At 59.1% G+C, this 15,332-nt stretch carries 14 protein-coding genes; 12 read left to right on the top strand and 2 right to left on the bottom strand.

The window, feature by feature from the left end:
* The first annotated feature begins 310 nt into the window (after window positions 1–310).
* From NL528_RS18255 to cyoD, 5 genes are read left to right on the top strand one after another with little or no spacing between them, the layout of a single operon-like run.
* A complete protein-coding gene (locus tag NL528_RS18255; protein WP_309184080.1) occupies window positions 311–1,222 on the top strand; it encodes a heme o synthase in 912 nt (303 codons plus the stop codon).
* Between the two features lie 22 nt (window positions 1,223–1,244).
* Window positions 1,245–2,102: a ubiquinol oxidase subunit II gene (cyoA, locus tag NL528_RS18260; protein ID WP_309184081.1), complete on the top strand. Its 858-nt coding sequence runs from the start codon at window positions 1,245–1,247 to the stop codon at window positions 2,100–2,102.
* The gene (gene cyoB, locus NL528_RS18265) at window positions 2,099–4,087 is read left to right on the top strand and encodes a cytochrome o ubiquinol oxidase subunit I (RefSeq protein ID WP_309184082.1); all 1,989 of its coding nucleotides are present in this window, start codon (window positions 2,099–2,101) and stop codon (window positions 4,085–4,087) included. Before cyoA ends, cyoB begins: the two co-directional genes overlap by 4 nt.
* The gene (gene cyoC / locus NL528_RS18270; protein ID WP_309184083.1) at window positions 4,084–4,716 is read left to right on the top strand and encodes a cytochrome o ubiquinol oxidase subunit III; all 633 of its coding nucleotides are present in this window, start codon (window positions 4,084–4,086) and stop codon (window positions 4,714–4,716) included. Before cyoB ends, cyoC begins: the two co-directional genes overlap by 4 nt.
* Entirely contained in the window at window positions 4,713–5,108 is a 396-nt protein-coding gene (gene cyoD, locus NL528_RS18275; RefSeq protein ID WP_309184084.1) for a cytochrome o ubiquinol oxidase subunit IV, read from the top strand. The genes cyoC and cyoD overlap by 4 nt, the downstream gene beginning before the upstream one ends.
* A gap of 363 nt (window positions 5,109–5,471) precedes the next feature.
* On the opposite strand, the gene NL528_RS18280 is transcribed toward cyoD, so the two are convergent.
* Both NL528_RS18280 and NL528_RS18285 read right to left on the bottom strand, forming a co-directional pair.
* Window positions 5,472–5,729, bottom strand: coding sequence for a hypothetical protein (locus tag NL528_RS18280; RefSeq protein ID WP_309184085.1), 258 nt, complete (start codon window positions 5,727–5,729; stop codon window positions 5,472–5,474).
* Between the two features lie 31 nt (window positions 5,730–5,760).
* Window positions 5,761–6,093 (bottom strand): hypothetical protein, encoded by a 333-nt coding sequence (locus NL528_RS18285; RefSeq protein ID WP_309184086.1) that lies wholly within the window; start codon window positions 6,091–6,093, stop codon window positions 5,761–5,763.
* A gap of 316 nt (window positions 6,094–6,409) precedes the next feature.
* Between NL528_RS18285 and NL528_RS18290 the strand changes: the two genes are divergently transcribed.
* The 7 genes from NL528_RS18290 to NL528_RS18320 all read left to right on the top strand — a co-directional run bounded on the left by NL528_RS18290 (window position 6,410) and on the right by NL528_RS18320 (window position 15,256).
* A complete protein-coding gene (locus tag NL528_RS18290; RefSeq protein WP_309184087.1) occupies window positions 6,410–7,210 on the top strand; it encodes an acetoacetate decarboxylase family protein in 801 nt (266 codons plus the stop codon).
* 133 nt (window positions 7,211–7,343) lie between these two features.
* Window positions 7,344–8,144: an acetoacetate decarboxylase family protein gene (locus tag NL528_RS18295; protein WP_309184088.1), complete on the top strand. Its 801-nt coding sequence runs from the start codon at window positions 7,344–7,346 to the stop codon at window positions 8,142–8,144.
* A 372-nt stretch (window positions 8,145–8,516) separates the two neighbouring features.
* Window positions 8,517–10,481, top strand: coding sequence for an FUSC family protein (locus tag NL528_RS18300; RefSeq protein ID WP_309184089.1), 1,965 nt, complete (start codon window positions 8,517–8,519; stop codon window positions 10,479–10,481).
* Window positions 10,466–11,413 (top strand): HlyD family secretion protein, encoded by a 948-nt coding sequence (locus NL528_RS18305; RefSeq protein WP_309184090.1) that lies wholly within the window; start codon window positions 10,466–10,468, stop codon window positions 11,411–11,413. The genes NL528_RS18300 and NL528_RS18305 overlap by 16 nt, the downstream gene beginning before the upstream one ends.
* A 9-nt stretch (window positions 11,414–11,422) precedes the next feature.
* Entirely contained in the window at window positions 11,423–11,626 is a 204-nt protein-coding gene (locus tag NL528_RS18310) for a DUF1656 domain-containing protein (RefSeq protein WP_309184091.1), read from the top strand.
* A gap of 196 nt (window positions 11,627–11,822) precedes the next feature.
* Window positions 11,823–12,410 (top strand): AraC family transcriptional regulator, encoded by a 588-nt coding sequence (locus NL528_RS18315; protein WP_309184093.1) that lies wholly within the window; start codon window positions 11,823–11,825, stop codon window positions 12,408–12,410.
* Entirely contained in the window at window positions 12,407–15,256 is a 2,850-nt protein-coding gene (locus tag NL528_RS18320) for a winged helix-turn-helix domain-containing protein (protein WP_309184094.1), read from the top strand. Before NL528_RS18315 ends, NL528_RS18320 begins: the two co-directional genes overlap by 4 nt.
* Window positions 15,257–15,332: the final 76 nt, after the last annotated feature.

A 15,332-nucleotide genomic window follows, 5' to 3' on the forward strand; every position in this document is an offset into this window, starting at 1 on the left:
ATCGCGACGCGTGTCGTTGGAACCGAATTCGCCAGCCGACGATTTGAAGCATGATTGGCCCCAATCGAGCAGCCGCGTTCAATCACGGGCGAGGGTGGGGATGCATATTGAAAGCACGCACTGCGGCTGTCCGAGCCGAACACGACAGCTCTCATTTTGAAGAACCCGGAGCAGCGAGATGAACGTCAAATCCAGTGCTGGCCAGCTTGGGGAAGGACGAGTTCGCATTGCACTGTCGTCTCGTTCCGCTCGTCCGCTGGTTGGCCATTGGCGTGTGGCTGACTTCGTCGCCCTCACGAAGCCACGTGTGATGATGCTTGCCGTCTTCACCGCGCTCGTCGGATTGAGCAGCGCTCCAGTTCGACTTGATCCGCTGACCACTCTTGCCGCGGTTCTTGCCATTGCCGCGGGAGCTGGAGCCGCCGGCGTGCTCAACATGTGGTACGACGCAGATATCGATGCGATCATGAGCCGCACTGCGATGCGGCCAATTCCCCGCGGCAAGGTCTCCCGGTTCGAGGCGCTTGTCTTTGGTCTCGTTCTGGGCGGGTTCGCAGTGGTGGTTCTGGCTTTGGCGACGAACCTCACAGCAGCCGCATTGTTGGCCGGCACGATCCTCTTCTACATTGTCGTGTATACGGCGTGGCTGAAGCGGGCGACGCGACAGAACATCGTCATCGGCGGCGCTGCAGGCGCGCTGCCGCCCGTGATCGGATGGGCCGCGGCAACCGGAGAAGTCGGGCTCGAGCCGCTTGCGCTGTTCCTCATTGTCTTCCTTTGGACGCCGCCCCATTTCTGGGCTCTCGCGCTCAATCGCGCCGATGACTATGCCCGCGCCGGCGTTCCCATGCTGCCGGTGGTTGCGGGAAAGGCTGCGACGACGCGGCAGATCCTGATCTACAGCGGCCTGCTGGCTCTCGCCTCGGAGCTGCCCTGGATGCTCGGGTTTGCAGGGGCGATCTATGGCGCGATCACCGCGATCTGCGGGGCGCTTTTCCTTCTTCTCGCGCTTCAGCTCAACAGGAGCACTGGGGTTGATCGCCGCGCTGCTCACAGGTTGTTCGTGTTCTCCATCTTCTATTTGTTCGTGCTGTTTGCGGCCCTCCTGGTTGACCATGGAAGTGGCTCATTCCCGCCCATCCGCGGCCTCCCGGTGCATGCCGAATTCAAGTCAGGCGCCGTCGGCAGCGCCTGCTGCATCGCCAACTTCAGCGAGGTCTGATATGCGATACGGTTTACTTGCTGTGGTCCTGATCGGTGCGGCCACGCTCGGTGGCTGCACCGAAGGCGTGCTCGATCCGAAAGGACCTATTGCCCTCGCCGAGCGACAGATTCTGCTGAACGCGCTTGGCATCATGCTGGCGATCGTGATCCCGGTGATCCTTGCGACACTTGGCTTTGCTTTCTGGTTTCGTGCATCGAATGAGCGTGCGCGCTATCGGCCAAATTTCACATATTCCGGACGTCTTGAGATGCTGGTCTGGTCCATCCCCGCGATGACGGTGCTCCTGGTCGGCGGCGTCGCATGGGTCGGCGCACACGACCTTGATCCGGGCAAGCCGATTAGCTCAACTGTCAAGCCTGTCAACGTTCAGGTCGTCTCACTCGACTGGAAATGGCTGTTCATCTATCCAGAGCAGGGGATCGCGAGCGTCAACAAGCTGGTCGTACCGGTTGGCACGCCGATCAGCTTTGAACTGACCTCATCGAGCGTCATGAACAGCTTCTTCGTGCCTCAGCTCGGGAGCCAGATCTACACCATGTCCGGAATGGCGACGCGCCTCCACCTGCAGGCGGACCATCTCGGAACCTATGCGGGGTTATCCGCCATGTTCAGCGGTGACGGCTTTCCCGACATGCGCTTTACGGTCGATGCAGTGACAGACGACGGATTTGCGCAATGGGTTCGCCAGACCCGCGAAACCGGTTCCGTACTCGATAAGCGGGCTTGTGCCGACCTGGTCAAGCCGAGCCAAGCGGTCGCGCCGTTCACCTACCGCACCGTGACTGCCGATCTGTTCAGCGGCATTGTGAATACCGCATCGGCTGCCGACGATCAGTCACAACGCATTTGTTCAACATCGCAGAAGGCCGAACGATGAATCTCCTTGGCAAGCTTGATTGGAACGCGATTCCCCTCCATCAGCCGATCATCATGGGCGCAACGGCGTTCATGGTCCTTGTCGTGGTAGCTGTCCTTGGATTCATCACGGCGAAGGGAGCCTGGCTCTATCTATGGCGCGAATGGCTCACCTCGGTCGATCACAAGCGGATCGGCGCCATGTATTGCATACTGGCGCTCGTCATGATGCTGCGCGGCTTCAGCGATGCGATCATGATCCGCGCGCAGCAGGCGCTCGCAGCCGGCGGTGCGGAAGGTTATCTGCCGCCCGAGCATTTCAATCAGATTTTCTCGGCGCACGGCACGATCATGATTTTGTTCATGGCAATGCCGTTCGTGGTAGGGCTCATGAACTTCGCAGTACCGTTGCAACTTGGTGTTCGCGATGTCGCATTCCCTACGCTCAACGCCGTCAGCTTCTGGCTGACTGCCTCGGGCGCGTTGTTGGTCAACATTTCGCTGGCGGTCGGTGAGTTCTCAAAAGCCGGCTGGTGGGGTTATCCCCCACTGAGCGAATTGCAATACTCGCCCGGCGTCGGCGTCGACTACTATCTTTGGTCGCTGCAAATCTCTGGTATCGGCACCTTGCTGGCGGGAATAAATTTCGTCACAACCATCCTCAAAATGCGGGCACCAGGGATGAGCTATATGCGCATGCCGGTCTTCTGCTGGACCGCGCTTGCCGCTAACCTGCTCATTGTCGCGGCGTTTCCGGTCCTGACCGCGACGCTCGCGATGCTGTCGCTCGATCGCTATCTCGGCTTTCACTTCTTCACGCTCGAAGGCCAGGGCAATCAGATGCTGTACTCCAACCTGTTCTGGGTATGGGGGCACCCCGAAGTCTACATCCTGATCCTGCCGGCGTTCGGCGTGTTCTCGGAAGTGATGGCGACCTTCTCCGGCAAGCCGTTGTTCGGCTATCGCTCGATGGTAGCCGCGACGATGACCATCTGTATCCTCTCCTTCCTGGTCTGGCTGCACCACTTTTTCACAATGGGTGCCAGCGCAAACGTCAACGGCTTCTTCGGCGTCATGAGCATGATCATCGCTTTGCCGACGGGCGCGAAAGTCTTCAACTGGCTGTTCACCATGTACGGCGGCCGGGTTCGGTTCTCGGTGCCGGTGCTTTGGTCGATTGGCTTCATGGTGACTTTCGTCATCGGCGGCATGACCGGCGTGCTCATGGCGGTGCCCCCGGCCGACTTCCAGCTGCACAACAGCGTGTTCCTGGTCGCGCACTTCCACAACGTCGCCATCGGCGGCGTCGTGTTCGGCGTGATGGCGGGGTACAATTATTGGTTCCCCAAGGCATTCGGGTTCAAGCTCGACGAACGCTGGGGCAAAGCCTCGTTCTGGTGCTGGTTCGTCGGCTTCTATATCGCCTTCATGCCGCTCTACCTGCTGGGCCTGATGGGCATGACCCGGCGCATGCAACATTACGACAATTTGTCCTGGCAGCCCTGGTTGATCATGGCGGCATTCGGCACCGCTATCATCCTGGTCGGCGTCGTTTGCCAAGTCGTGCAACTCGTTGTGTCGATCCGTAATCGCGAGAAGCTGCGCGACGTGACCGGTGATCCGTGGAACGGCCGCACGCTCGAATGGGCGACGGCGTCGCCGCCGCCGGCATGGAACTTTGCGTTCCAGCCCAAGGTCGCCGGACTGGACGCGTTCTGGAACAGCAAAAACCGCGCGCAAGCGACAAAGGACGAGCCGACGCCGACGCGCAAGTACGAGCCCGTCGAAATGCCGAAGAACAGCGCCACCGGCTTTGTTACGGCCTTCTTCGCAGTCGTCATCGGCTTTGCGCTGATCTGGCACATTTGGTGGCTGGCCAGCGTCGGAGTGTTTGGCGCATTCATGACGTTGCTTGCCTTCTCATTCCGCCGTCACAGCGAAATTGAGGTGCCAGCCGAGGAGATCGCCCGGTTCGTACGGGCCCACCAGGCAGGAGTTGCAGCATGAATGTCGCCGTCGCAATTGATCAGATCCCGCAAGACGCACTGCCAAGTGCCAGTGAATCGGGACCTGCTCCAAAGAGGATCGTGGTCACCTATGGCTTCTGGATCTTCCTGCTGAGTGACATCATCATGTTTGCCGCGCTGTTCGCGAGCTACGCGGTCCTCGTGCGCTCCACGGCCGGCGGTCCGACCGGCGCCCAGCTGTTCAATCAGGCTACGGTCGCGATCGAAACTGCTTGCCTTCTCGTTTCGAGCTACACCTGCGGACTGATGTCACTGGCCGTCAACTCACGACGCCGTCTCGGGACTTATCTTGGGGCCCTGATCACATTCGCACTCGGAGCCACGTTTCTTAGTTTCGAGATCCGCGAATTCTCAAGCATGATCGCCATCGGCGCGACGCCGCAGCGGAGCGCCTTTCTGTCCGCATTCTTCACGCTTGTCGGATGCCACGGGCTGCACGTCGCGCTCGGACTGATCTGGCTGATCGTGATGATGGTGCAGGTGGCGGTATTCGGATTCGCTGCGAGGGTGCAGCATCGCCTGCTGTGCTTCTCTTTGTTCTGGCACGCGCTCGACATCGTTTGGGTCGGGGTATTCACGGTGGTTTATCTGATGGGAGTGAGTCCATGACCGAAGCTCGATACGATCGCGCACCCGGAGACAGGCCGAGCCGCGAGATGGACGCATCGGCTCCATCCGAGTTTCTCGTCTACACGATCGGCCTATTTGTGGCGGTTCTTCTCACGGCGACATCTTTCTGGGCCGCTAACACCTCGCTGATTTGGCCCGGTGGCGTAGCTCTGGGCCTCGCTGTCCTCGCCATTGCCCAGATGGGCATTCACCTGGTGTTTTTCCTGCACATCACCAGCGGGCCGGAAAGCACCAACAACGTACTCGCGCTCGCCTTTGGCGTTCTCATCGTATTCGTCGTGGTCGCCGGCACAATGTGGATCGTGGCAGATATGAACGCGAACATGATGATGCCGTCGGGCGCGCCGATGAGCATGAGGATGCAACATTAAAGAGCGTCGCAGGGATACCGGCTGCTAATCAAGCATACCGTCCCCGCGCAGTGCGGTTTCGAGAGTCTTGGTGGCGTGGTCGATCAGGAGTGGGTTACGACCGGCGCACTTGACGGCGGTCTCCGCGGTGACCCATGGCCGGGGGCGGTCGCCGTGCCTGTCAATAAACGCTGCCGCGTCGCAAAGGTCGACGATAATGACGAGGCGGGCGCAAACGTGAGCTACCAATTGCCTCGCGAGCTTCCGATTGTTCTTTACCTGGTATATGCCTGTCACAAAACCCGAAATAGCGTTTTCGGCGCCGCTCTGTAGCGCGCCGGCCTTTCAGAACAGGACAGGAGCAGGTGGAATGCGTCTCAGGCGTCAACCGCGATGGTCGCGCCACGCGCCGTCGAACAGCGCCGATGCGACGTCAACGGTGAGCTTCCGCCAGGCGATAGCGAGTTCGAATGGGTTCGTTGGAGCGAACGTTCCGACGAACCCGCCCACCACCATCCATCGGGGGTAGCACTCAATCCCGCAATAGCGCATCAAGGTGGAAAGATCATGCAAGTAGCCCTGTTCCAGCGGTCGCGAGCATGCCGTGCAGATTGATGTCGTGCGCGGTGCCACGTCGTTCACCAGCACAAACCTCATTTTTTGAACTGACATCTCACCTATCCCTCCAGTTTTTGGTGCGTTTGCGAGATTGAGTGCTGTCGCCCGCGTTGGGCGGCTGCTTCATTCCCGCCTCGAACGCCGTGCTGCAAGCAACGCTGACCACGGCATTCTTCTCTCTGAGACAAGCCGTTATTTCATCTGCATTGGGAATGAAGGCACTGCAAAGTCCGAGCACGTCGGGCGTGCACGCCAGGCGTTGTTCTAGTGTTCCTTGCGCGAAGGAGGGAGCGGGCAAGGCTGTCGCAGACAGCAACGCCAGCGACACGCGCCACTGCGTCAAAGGAAGCCGAAGCAGCATCCATTTACCCCGGCTTTCTACGTTCATCAGAGGACCTGCCATCCGTACTCGAAGTCGATACGCATCAGAGCGAGACGAATACACGCTTGCCGGAGCCGGTGCTTGTAGCGAAACGTCAGCCTTTGTAGCTTTCGACCCCGCAGCAGTCCTCCCGCTTCCCGAAAGTGGGAGTGCGGCGCATCGAGCAGAATGCGAAGCCGTCTGGTCCGGTCGAGTTCAGCATCGGGGCGCACAAACCGCCAAGTCGTCACACGTTTGTCCAAGCGTTGGGAACAACACCGACGCTAACATTTCATGTTGAAATAATGCGCGGCTGATACGCCACTGGTGGTGGGGACGAGAAATGCTCAAAGGATTCACTGCCCCTCGATCCCCCCTTGGCGTTGCTGCGCTGGTCCCGTCGCCACCCTGGCATTTTGCCGGTGACGTTCTGGCGGTGGAATTTTGGAATGATCCTGATGCATCAGTCCACAGCCTTCCGACGGGTGTCGAGCTTGATAAGAAACATCCAGGCCACTCTGTTGCGCTCTTCGCAGACTACCAGTTCACCGCGCAGAACGATGAGTATCTTGACCCCGCCAGGTATCAATGTCGCCAGTTCACCGTCCTCCTCGACGCGATGTGGAAGGGGGCACGGATAGCGTGGTGTCCATATTGTTATGCGGATAACGACGCTGCCTTGATGAGAGGCTGGATCCAGGGTTATCCAAGAAAGTTGGGTGCCGTACACCAGACCCGTACTTTTGGCACGGCGAGCGCCGCTTCGGCGCCACTCGTGCATGATGGCAGATTCTCGGCCTGCATGTCCGCTCATGGCCGTTTACTGGTGCAAGCCCGTGTTACCTTGCGCGAAAGAGTCGAGCGTCTTGTCGGATTGCTCGATCGCCAGATTGTGGGACGGCGGCATTTTCCACGGCTCTCCGCCGGCATGCACGAGAAGCCAGCTGTGGATGAACTCGTTCGATGCGTCTCGAATCATGTCCTGATTACAGACATCTGGATCGGCGAGAGCGAGCTCAATTTTCCGGAAGCCTATGGCGAAGAGTTGGAAGTGTTGGGACCGCTGAAGGTGGGGCGCGGTTATCGATTCTCGTTTTCCTATTCCGTCACCGATATCGAGATCCTGGCAGACTTGACCACCTAGCAATCTTGGCTGACTAACAAACGCGTCCTGGATTGCGGCAGGAATAAACAAGTCGACGCACTTCGATCAAATCAAATGTGGCTGGTTTCGGTAGCGTCGGTGCCGAAAGTGATAGACGCATCAGGACACGGGAATGCTCAAGGGCTTTACAGTTCCGAAATCGCCATTCGGCCAGGCCGCTCTAACTCCGCCACCGCCCTGGCACTATGCCGGCGATGCTGTTGGAGTCGAATTCTGGACGGACCCCGATGCGACGGCGGCGACATTGCCGATTGGTCTTTCCCCAGATCCGAACTCAAACGGTCGCGCCGTCATGATGTTTCTGGATTGGCAATTCACCGCCCAGGACGACGAATATCTTGAGCCGGCTCGTTATCAATATCGCGAGGCGTTTATTTTGGTCGACGCAATGTATCGCGACGTGCCGGTCATGTGGTGTCCGTACATTTATGTCGACAATGACGCTGCACTGGCGCGCGGTTGGACGCAGGGGTTTCCAAAGAAAATGGGTAGCATTTTTCAGACGCGCTCCTTTGCGGCCTCAGGCCCCGCCGCAGCACCGGTTGCGTCCGGCGGCCGGTTTGGCGCCAGCCTCTCGGCGCATGGCCAACGTCTTGCGGAAGCCTGCGTGACCTTGCACAAGCCGGTCGAAAACGGATTGTCGTTGCTCGGCCGACCCACGGTCTTGTTGCGATACTTCCCGAGATTGGCGGCCGGCTACCAGGATAAGCCGGCGGTTAACGAGCTGGCGATGTCGATCATCGACAATCTCACCGTTGCTGGCGCTTGGATCGGGAAGGGCGAGCTTAATTTTACGGAAACGAATGGCGAAGAACTACACGCGCTCGCGCCGAACAGGATTGAGTCGGGGTTTCGTTACTCACTTTCATACTCAGTTAGCGATCTGAAGATCCTCGAAGACCATGGCTCGTAAGTGACTGAAAATACTCCTGCCGTAACGGCGAAGCGCACAGTCCCGCGCTTCGCCGAGAGGGTCTCCGTGCCACCCCCGTCGCGCGGAGACCCTCGGCGGGGAGATGTTCTTGCGTTAGGTGAGGAAAGATAGTGGGCAAACGAATATTTGGTCCAAATCATCTACATGACGAGGGCCGCTCTCGACGGCCGAGCGACCCAGCCTGTCGACCTGGCGAGAATAGCTCTCGTCCGCTGACGGCGATGCGGTAGGGAGCAGAGACATGATGGGGATCGAGCTTCTGCTGCTTGGCCTGGCGCGGCTTTGTGTCAAGGCATTCCACGTCATTGCGGACGGCGGGAGCTGTTCCTTGAAGGCACGTGACGTTCGCGCATGGTAATACCGGTTCACATATGGGCCTATGCCTTCAGAATCTGGCTGGCGGCGGTAGTCGCGCTTTACATAGCGTTCTGGCTGCAGCTTGGAGGAGCATCATCGGCGGCCGTTACCGTGGCAATTCTGGCACAGCCGACGCGCGGCGCCGCGCTTGCCAAGGCGGTTAACAGGATCGCAGCGACACTCATAGGCGCCACCATGTCGGTCGTGATCGCCGGTCTTTTTCCCGGCGAGCGGATCGGAATGCTCGGCGCTTTTGTTTGCTGGATATGCATTTGTGTCTTCGTCGCAAGCTACCTCCGCGGCTACCAGGCCTACGCCGCCGTATTGTCCGGCTACACCGTCGCAATCATTGCGCTCGTCAACATCGATACGCCGCAGAATGTGTTCACGACGATGACTGACCGAATGGCGGCGATCGCGATCGGTATCCTGTGCGTGACGCTGCTAAATGATGTCTTCGGATCACCACCGGTGTGGCGCGGATTGGATCGCCGGATAAGCGATATTTGGCGCGATGTCCGCGGCTATGCGCGCGATGTGTTGGCTGGGAACCAGGAGAATCCCGAACGGACGGGAGAACTCCTTGCACAAATCTCGGGGTTGAGAGACCAGGTCGACATCGTCGCTCACGATATGGCGGACGGGCGGCACCGGGCTGCGGGCGCAAGGAGTGCCATGCTCGCACTCGTCGAGATCGTCCAACGGGTTCGGCTGTTGAGTTTGCTCGCGCACGGTGATCCCCTGGCCGTGACTGTCAAAGACCAATGTCTTGCCGCTCTCGACGACCATCAGGCCGAGGGATTTGCGTTCCTGACAAAGCTGCGTGAAATCGAGTTGTCCCGCCCGGATATTGTTGTTGGAGCGGTTTGGCAGATTCAACAGGCTGTCCGCTTCGTGGAATCGAAAAGCCTGCTCGACGACGGACTGCTATCTTTGCGCGAAGGGCTCGAGCCGGCGCGCGAGGTCCACCTGCCGCAGCGCGGGGAATTTGCCGTTGCGTTGGGCAACGCAACGCGCATTGGGATTGCGCTGGTCACGGGAGCCACATTTCTGGTGTTTGCCGGATGGCCCGCATCTGTTGCTGCCCTGACGATTACAGCGATCCTGTGCGCGCTCAGCACCACAATGCCAAGTCCTTCAAAATTCGCGGTAGCAGCTATGGTGAGCTTCGCGCTGGCCTCGGTGAGCGCTGGAATCGTGCGCTTCTACGTCCTGACCGAGTCACAGGATTTCGTGAGACTTGCCGTTGCAATCGCGCCAGTCGTGATTTTTGGCTGTTTGCTCAGTGTCCGTCCTGCGATCGCCGGCATCGGTCTGATCATGAACATTATTTTCCTGGTCCTCCTCGCGCCGTCCAACCCTCAAGTCTACAATCCGCTCACTTTCTATTCCGAATGCATGTTCGTCGCTTTCGCCCTCGGGGTCGTGTTTCTGGCCTCCCGCCTGGTGTGGCCGGTGTCTGCGCTCGACAAGCAACATGCGGCCGTCAGGGCGACGCAGAGAACATTGACGACATCCGTCGCCGGCACCGAATACAGCCTGCCCGCGCTCGAATTTGATTTGGCTTCCCGGATCGCCAACTACGTCGCGTCGGCTGCCGCGTGCCGGCCGCGTCGGGAAGTGCTCAGGGGCCTGCTTTCGACCAATGACTTGTCGCTCGCTGCGGCCTCGGCGCATATTTATTTAGAGCAAAGCTCGGACGATCCGGCAATCCGTTCAAGGATTGGCCAATTGCAACGCGCTCTTTGGTCCGGGAACAGCCGACGACTTTGCGCCGGCGCGAGATCGATTCTTCGACGGATGCGCGTCAGTCAAGCCGGGGCACGCGAGCCACTTCTGGCGGCGGCGACCGACCTCTGGTCGGTAGGCATGGTGCTTGAGCGTGAGAAACGCAGGATCCGGCACTTCTGCGACCATGGCGCGGTCAGGAAAGGAGATATTCGATGGTCGTTGCACTGAAGACGAGAAGGCGATCGCTCAAGGTGCTCCGTTATGTCGCAACCGGCGTGCTTGTCGTCGCGGCGCTTGTTGCCGCGCGTCACGCTTGGCGGATTTACATGACATCTCCATGGACGCGCGATGGGATGGTCCGTGTGCAGGTCGCAAACGTGGCGCCACAGATCTCTGGTCAGATCGTTGAGGTGCGAACACACGACAACCAGCACGTTCACAAGGGAGATGTGCTCTACGTCATCGAAAAGTTCGATTTCGAGGTGGCGCTCGACAATGCCAAGGCAACAATCCTGAACCGAGAGGCCGACCTCGCAGTCAAGAAAGCGCAGAACGCCCGGCGGGCGATTCTCACGACGCTGTCCACCTCGATTGAGGAGAAGCAGGTGTTTGACGGCAACGCGAAAATGGCGGAAGCGGCGCTTGCTAGCGCCAAGGCAGCCCTTTCGCAAGCCGAGATCAATCTGCAGAGGACCGAGGTACAGTCTCCCGTCGACGGCTACGTCACAAATCTTCTGATGCGCGTGGGAGATTTCGCCCGGGCCGGTGCCCCCAACCTGTCTGTGATCGACGAGCATTCCTATTGGATCGATGCCTATTTTGAGGAGACGAAACTCGCCAACATCCATGTCGGCGATCCGGTGGAGGCGACGCTGCTGGGCTTCCAGGCTCCGATCAACGGAAAGGTCGAAAGCATCACGAGCGGAATCAGTGCTGCGAACGCGGCAAGCAGCACGCAGGGCCTTCCAAACGTCGACCCGATCTTCACCTGGGTTCGGCTTGCGCAACGAATTCCGGTGCGCATCAGGATCGAACAAGTCCCTCCGGAGGTATCGCTCGTTGCAGGAATGACCTGCAGCGTCTCGGTTGTCGGAGGAAAGGGAATGCCGGTAGTCGGGCGCGACCGGGGGCTCTTCTATCGGCTGGTAAACCTGCCTTAGGGAGATCCAATGAGCGTACCAAGGGATATTGATTTGGGAGGCATCCTGGTGGCTCCCTTTGTGCGATATCTGTTTCTCGCGTTGGTGATCCTGATCGCCGTTCGATTTGCTGTCGGCCGCCTCGGATTGCGATCAATGTTCGCGAATCCTCCACTCGCGGAGGCGGCCCTGTACGTCTGCATCCTCGCGTCTCTCATAGCATTTTGGATCTGAGCGACTGCCGAGGTGTTCTGAATTGTTGCGAACTCAGGTTCGCAAAGGTCTAACATATTGATCTTTAATGCAAAAGTCGTTTCGCGGGGCTGCGCAACATTAACCTTCCATAACGCTGATTAACGAGCCAAACGGCGCCCCTTGCTGCACTCTCTCGCCGATCCGAAGCCTCGGATAGCTCGTCGAGGGAGTGATCATGGAAGGACTTCAAACTATCGCGGCAGAGTCTTCCTTTGCGGAGGATCAACAGTTCCACCTGGTTGCGAACAGCGTGGCCAAGCTGGTTGAGACTGCAAGGCGAGAGCTGGGGCGTGATCAGGAGGCGGCCAAGGCGTCACTGGTCACAGCATCGCACATCCTGCAAGCGGAGATCGAACGTTGTTCGGGCGCTAACGGCTCCACAAGGGGCGGTCTGGCGGCTTGGCAGATCCTTCGAGTACGAGCTTATATTGACAGCAACTTACACCGCACCATTCACATCCGGGATCTCAGTGCTGTCGCGCGTCGAAGCCCGGCGCACTTCTCACGTAAGTTCAAACTGGCCCTTGGCGAGCCGCCACATGCCTACGTGGTGAGAAGGCGTCTGGAGAGAGCCTGCCACCTGATGATGACCAGTGTGGAACCACTGAGCGAAATAGCCCTGAGCGTAGGCTTTTCGGATCAAGCACATCTATGTAGGCTCTTCAGACAGGCCTTTGGTCAAAGTCCGGCCAACTGGCGACGCGAGCGCGGAATTCCTGGCGAGGTCACCTCAAGAACCGGAGCGGACGAGAATATCCCATGAGCGGTCAGCACGGGACAGTCCTGAGCTTCGGCCCTTTCGAACTGTCGATCGGAAACAGACTTCTGACAAATGGCGCAAAGGTCGTACCGCTCGGTGCGCGCGCCATGGATCTCCTCATCGTCCTGGTGGAGCAAGCAAACAAGGTCGTTGGCAGGAAAACCCTGATCGAACGCGTTTGGCCAAAGAGAGGAGTCGAACAGGTCAGCCTCCGCGTCCACATCTCGGCGCTACGCAAGGCTCTCGATCAGAGTGACCCTGGCAGGCGATATATCGCGAACGTGCCCGGGCGGGGGTACAGCTTCGTCGTACCGGTAACGTCACTTTCCTCGCCGACTTCGGAGGATCTCAAACCGTCCTCGAGGTCCCGACTGCCTGCGCGTTTGATGCGGATGCTCGGACGAAGAAACGCGCTGGCCGAGATCCAGATGAAGCTGGCCGAGCAGAAGTTCGTGACGATCGTCGGGCCTGGCGGCATCGGCAAGACCACGGTAGCGGTCGCAGTTGCCGATGAGATGAGCGCCACTTTCAACGGCCAGGTATATTTCGTCGACCTGAGTGCTCTCGGCGGCGCTTCGCTCGTCGCGCCGGCCGTGGCCGCAGCACTCGGCGTGTCGGTACAAACAAACAATGTCGTACCAGCCTTGATTGATCGTTTGCAGGAAAGGCCGACGCTCATCATTCTCGACTGTTGCGAACACCTTGTCGACGGGGCGTCGGCTGTGGCAGAAGAACTGATTTGCCGTGTTCCGACACTGCATTTGCTCGCGACCAGCCGGGAGGCGATGCGTGTTGAAGGTGAACATGTCTATGAACTCTGCGCGCTCGCATGCCCTCCGGTAGATAGCAGCTTGTCGGCACACGACGTCCTGCAATATCCCGCTGTCCAACTGCTGGTCAATCGCGTGCGGGCCGTACGAGGTGACTTCGAACTGGCCGATACGGACGCGCCGATTGCCGCGGGGATCTGTCGGCGGCTTGATGGAATTCCATTGGCAATCGAACTCGCAGCCGGCAGGGTTGACATATTTGGCCTCAGCAAGACCGCAAGCTTGCTCGACGACCGACTAAACCTGTCATGGATGGGGCGAAGAACGGCTCCGCCGAAGCACCAGACCTTGAACGCCGCGCTGGAGTGGAGCTATGACCTGCTTGGTGAGGCAGAGAAGCGCGTACTGAGCCGGCTCAGCGTTTTTGCCGGCGGATTTACCTTCGAAGCGGCCGTCGCCGTTGTCGCTGACGAGACGATAGATGAAGCAAATGTCTCGGATTGCGTTTGGGAACTCCGTTCGAAATCGATGATTGCCGCTCAGGGACACGGGGCGAGGCTGCGTTTACTCGACACCACTCTTGCCTTTGCTTCACAACGACTTGCCGAAAGCGCTGAGGAGGGCAGCTGGCGCCGGCGTCACGCCCTCTACTTCTGCGACTTGTTCAAACAAGGCGCTTCAAAGGATATGCCTGAAAGGCTCAGGGCGCTTGGGGGCGAGGTCGACAATCTCAGAGCCGCTCTGAACTGGGCTTTCTCAGTCGAGGGTGATGCGATAATCGGCGTTGAACTTGCTGCCGCCTCGGCAAGCACCTGGATGGCAATGGCCCTTCTTACCGAATGCCGGGAGTGGATGACGAAAGCCATTAGTCGACTCGACGATGCGAGCGCCGGTTCACGGCAAGAAATGATAATTCAATCCGCCCTCGCCAGTTGCATGATGTTCACGGATGGTATGACCGAAGAGTCGTACGCGAGCTGGGCTAAAACGCGCCTTCTTGCCGAGTGCCTCAACGACACTGAATGCCAACTCGATTCTCTGCTTGTTCTCTGGGCTCACCAGATACGGCTTCCAAGTTATGCCGAGGCGACCGAATTGGCGGATCGATGCGGCGATGTCGCTGAAGGGAGCGGCGATCGTGGCGGGATCGCAACGGCCAATTACATGCGCGGCGTAACATACCACCACATTGGGCGAATATTGCAGGCCGAAGCTCATTTCGAATTGTCCCTGCATCGCGATGATGAAGCGTGCCGACAATCTCTCATCAAGCGGTTTGGCTACGATCGGAAAGTCGACGCCCTGGGTGTATTGGCCAACCTGGCCTGGCTCCGGGGCTGTCCTGATCAGGCACGGCGCCTCAACCTGATGTCGATCGCCGAGGCACGCCAACTCGATCACGCGGTACCGCTCTGCGTGGCGCTCGCCTGGGCAAGCTTCAACACGTACCTGACAAGTCCGGACGATCGCGAGACTGAAGCGCTCGCCAACGAGCTAGTCGACCACGCCGGAAAATACGCGGTGGAGAGCTATCTCGGCTTCGGCCTCAGCATACAGGCTCTCTGCGGAGTCAGGCGGGGCGAGGGCGATGCAGCTTCGGCGATGCTCTATCGCGGTCTGGAGAAGCTGTCAGCGGCGCGCTATGGGGTCTTCAATTGGATCCTGCAAGCAGAATTTGCAAGATGTACGGCCGTCGCCGGTCGCCCCCGGCAAGGACTTGCTGTCTTCGAACGAGCGAAGATCGATCTTGACGAGATCCAATGGTACGCTCCGGAATTGCATCGCATCAGGGGTGAACTGGCCCTCGGCAACGACGAGGGGCTTGCGGTTGGCAGGCAGTATTTTCTCAGTGCGCTCGAACTATCGGACAGACAAGGGAGCTTGTCGTGGGCGCTCAGGGCCGCGACCAGCCTTGCTCTTGCCGAAGAGGCGGCCGGGCGAAAGGAGGCCGCATGGCGGACCTTGCAAGCCACTCGCGCGAAATTTCGAGAAGGCCTTGAGACCGTCGATCTACGGTTGGCCAAGCAGGTGTTGAACGGATCATACCGACCCGATCGCGCCATCAATTCGTTACACTGACCGCTTGTTGCTGGAAGAGGTTTCGGCTAACACTTGAGGGGCTGGGGGTGTATTTGCACAAGACCGACGACGAACG

It is taken from the genome of Bradyrhizobium sp. Ash2021, assembly GCF_031202265.1.
GTDB lineage: Bacteria > Pseudomonadota > Alphaproteobacteria > Rhizobiales > Xanthobacteraceae > Bradyrhizobium.

Excerpts from the sequence above, each read along its gene's own strand:
- NL528_RS18255 (WP_309184080.1), top strand. The coding sequence starts at position 311 with ATGATGCTTGCCGTCTTCACCGCGCTCGTCGGATTGAGCAGCGCTCCA.
- cyoB (WP_309184082.1), top strand. The coding sequence starts at position 2,099 with ATGAATCTCCTTGGCAAGCTTGATTGGAACGCGATTCCCCTCCATCAG.
- cyoC (WP_309184083.1), top strand. The coding sequence starts at position 4,084 with ATGAATGTCGCCGTCGCAATTGATCAGATCCCGCAAGACGCACTGCCA.
- cyoD (WP_309184084.1), top strand. The coding sequence starts at position 4,713 with ATGACCGAAGCTCGATACGATCGCGCACCCGGAGACAGGCCGAGCCGC.
- NL528_RS18285 (WP_309184086.1), bottom strand. The coding sequence starts at position 6,093 with ATGAACGTAGAAAGCCGGGGTAAATGGATGCTGCTTCGGCTTCCTTTG.
- NL528_RS18290 (WP_309184087.1), top strand. The coding sequence starts at position 6,410 with ATGCTCAAAGGATTCACTGCCCCTCGATCCCCCCTTGGCGTTGCTGCG.
- NL528_RS18295 (WP_309184088.1), top strand. The coding sequence starts at position 7,344 with ATGCTCAAGGGCTTTACAGTTCCGAAATCGCCATTCGGCCAGGCCGCT.
- NL528_RS18300 (WP_309184089.1), top strand. The coding sequence starts at position 8,517 with ATGGTAATACCGGTTCACATATGGGCCTATGCCTTCAGAATCTGGCTG.
- NL528_RS18305 (WP_309184090.1), top strand. The coding sequence starts at position 10,466 with ATGGTCGTTGCACTGAAGACGAGAAGGCGATCGCTCAAGGTGCTCCGT.
- NL528_RS18310 (WP_309184091.1), top strand. The coding sequence starts at position 11,423 with ATGAGCGTACCAAGGGATATTGATTTGGGAGGCATCCTGGTGGCTCCC.
- NL528_RS18315 (WP_309184093.1), top strand. The coding sequence starts at position 11,823 with ATGGAAGGACTTCAAACTATCGCGGCAGAGTCTTCCTTTGCGGAGGAT.
- NL528_RS18320 (WP_309184094.1), top strand. The coding sequence starts at position 12,407 with ATGAGCGGTCAGCACGGGACAGTCCTGAGCTTCGGCCCTTTCGAACTG.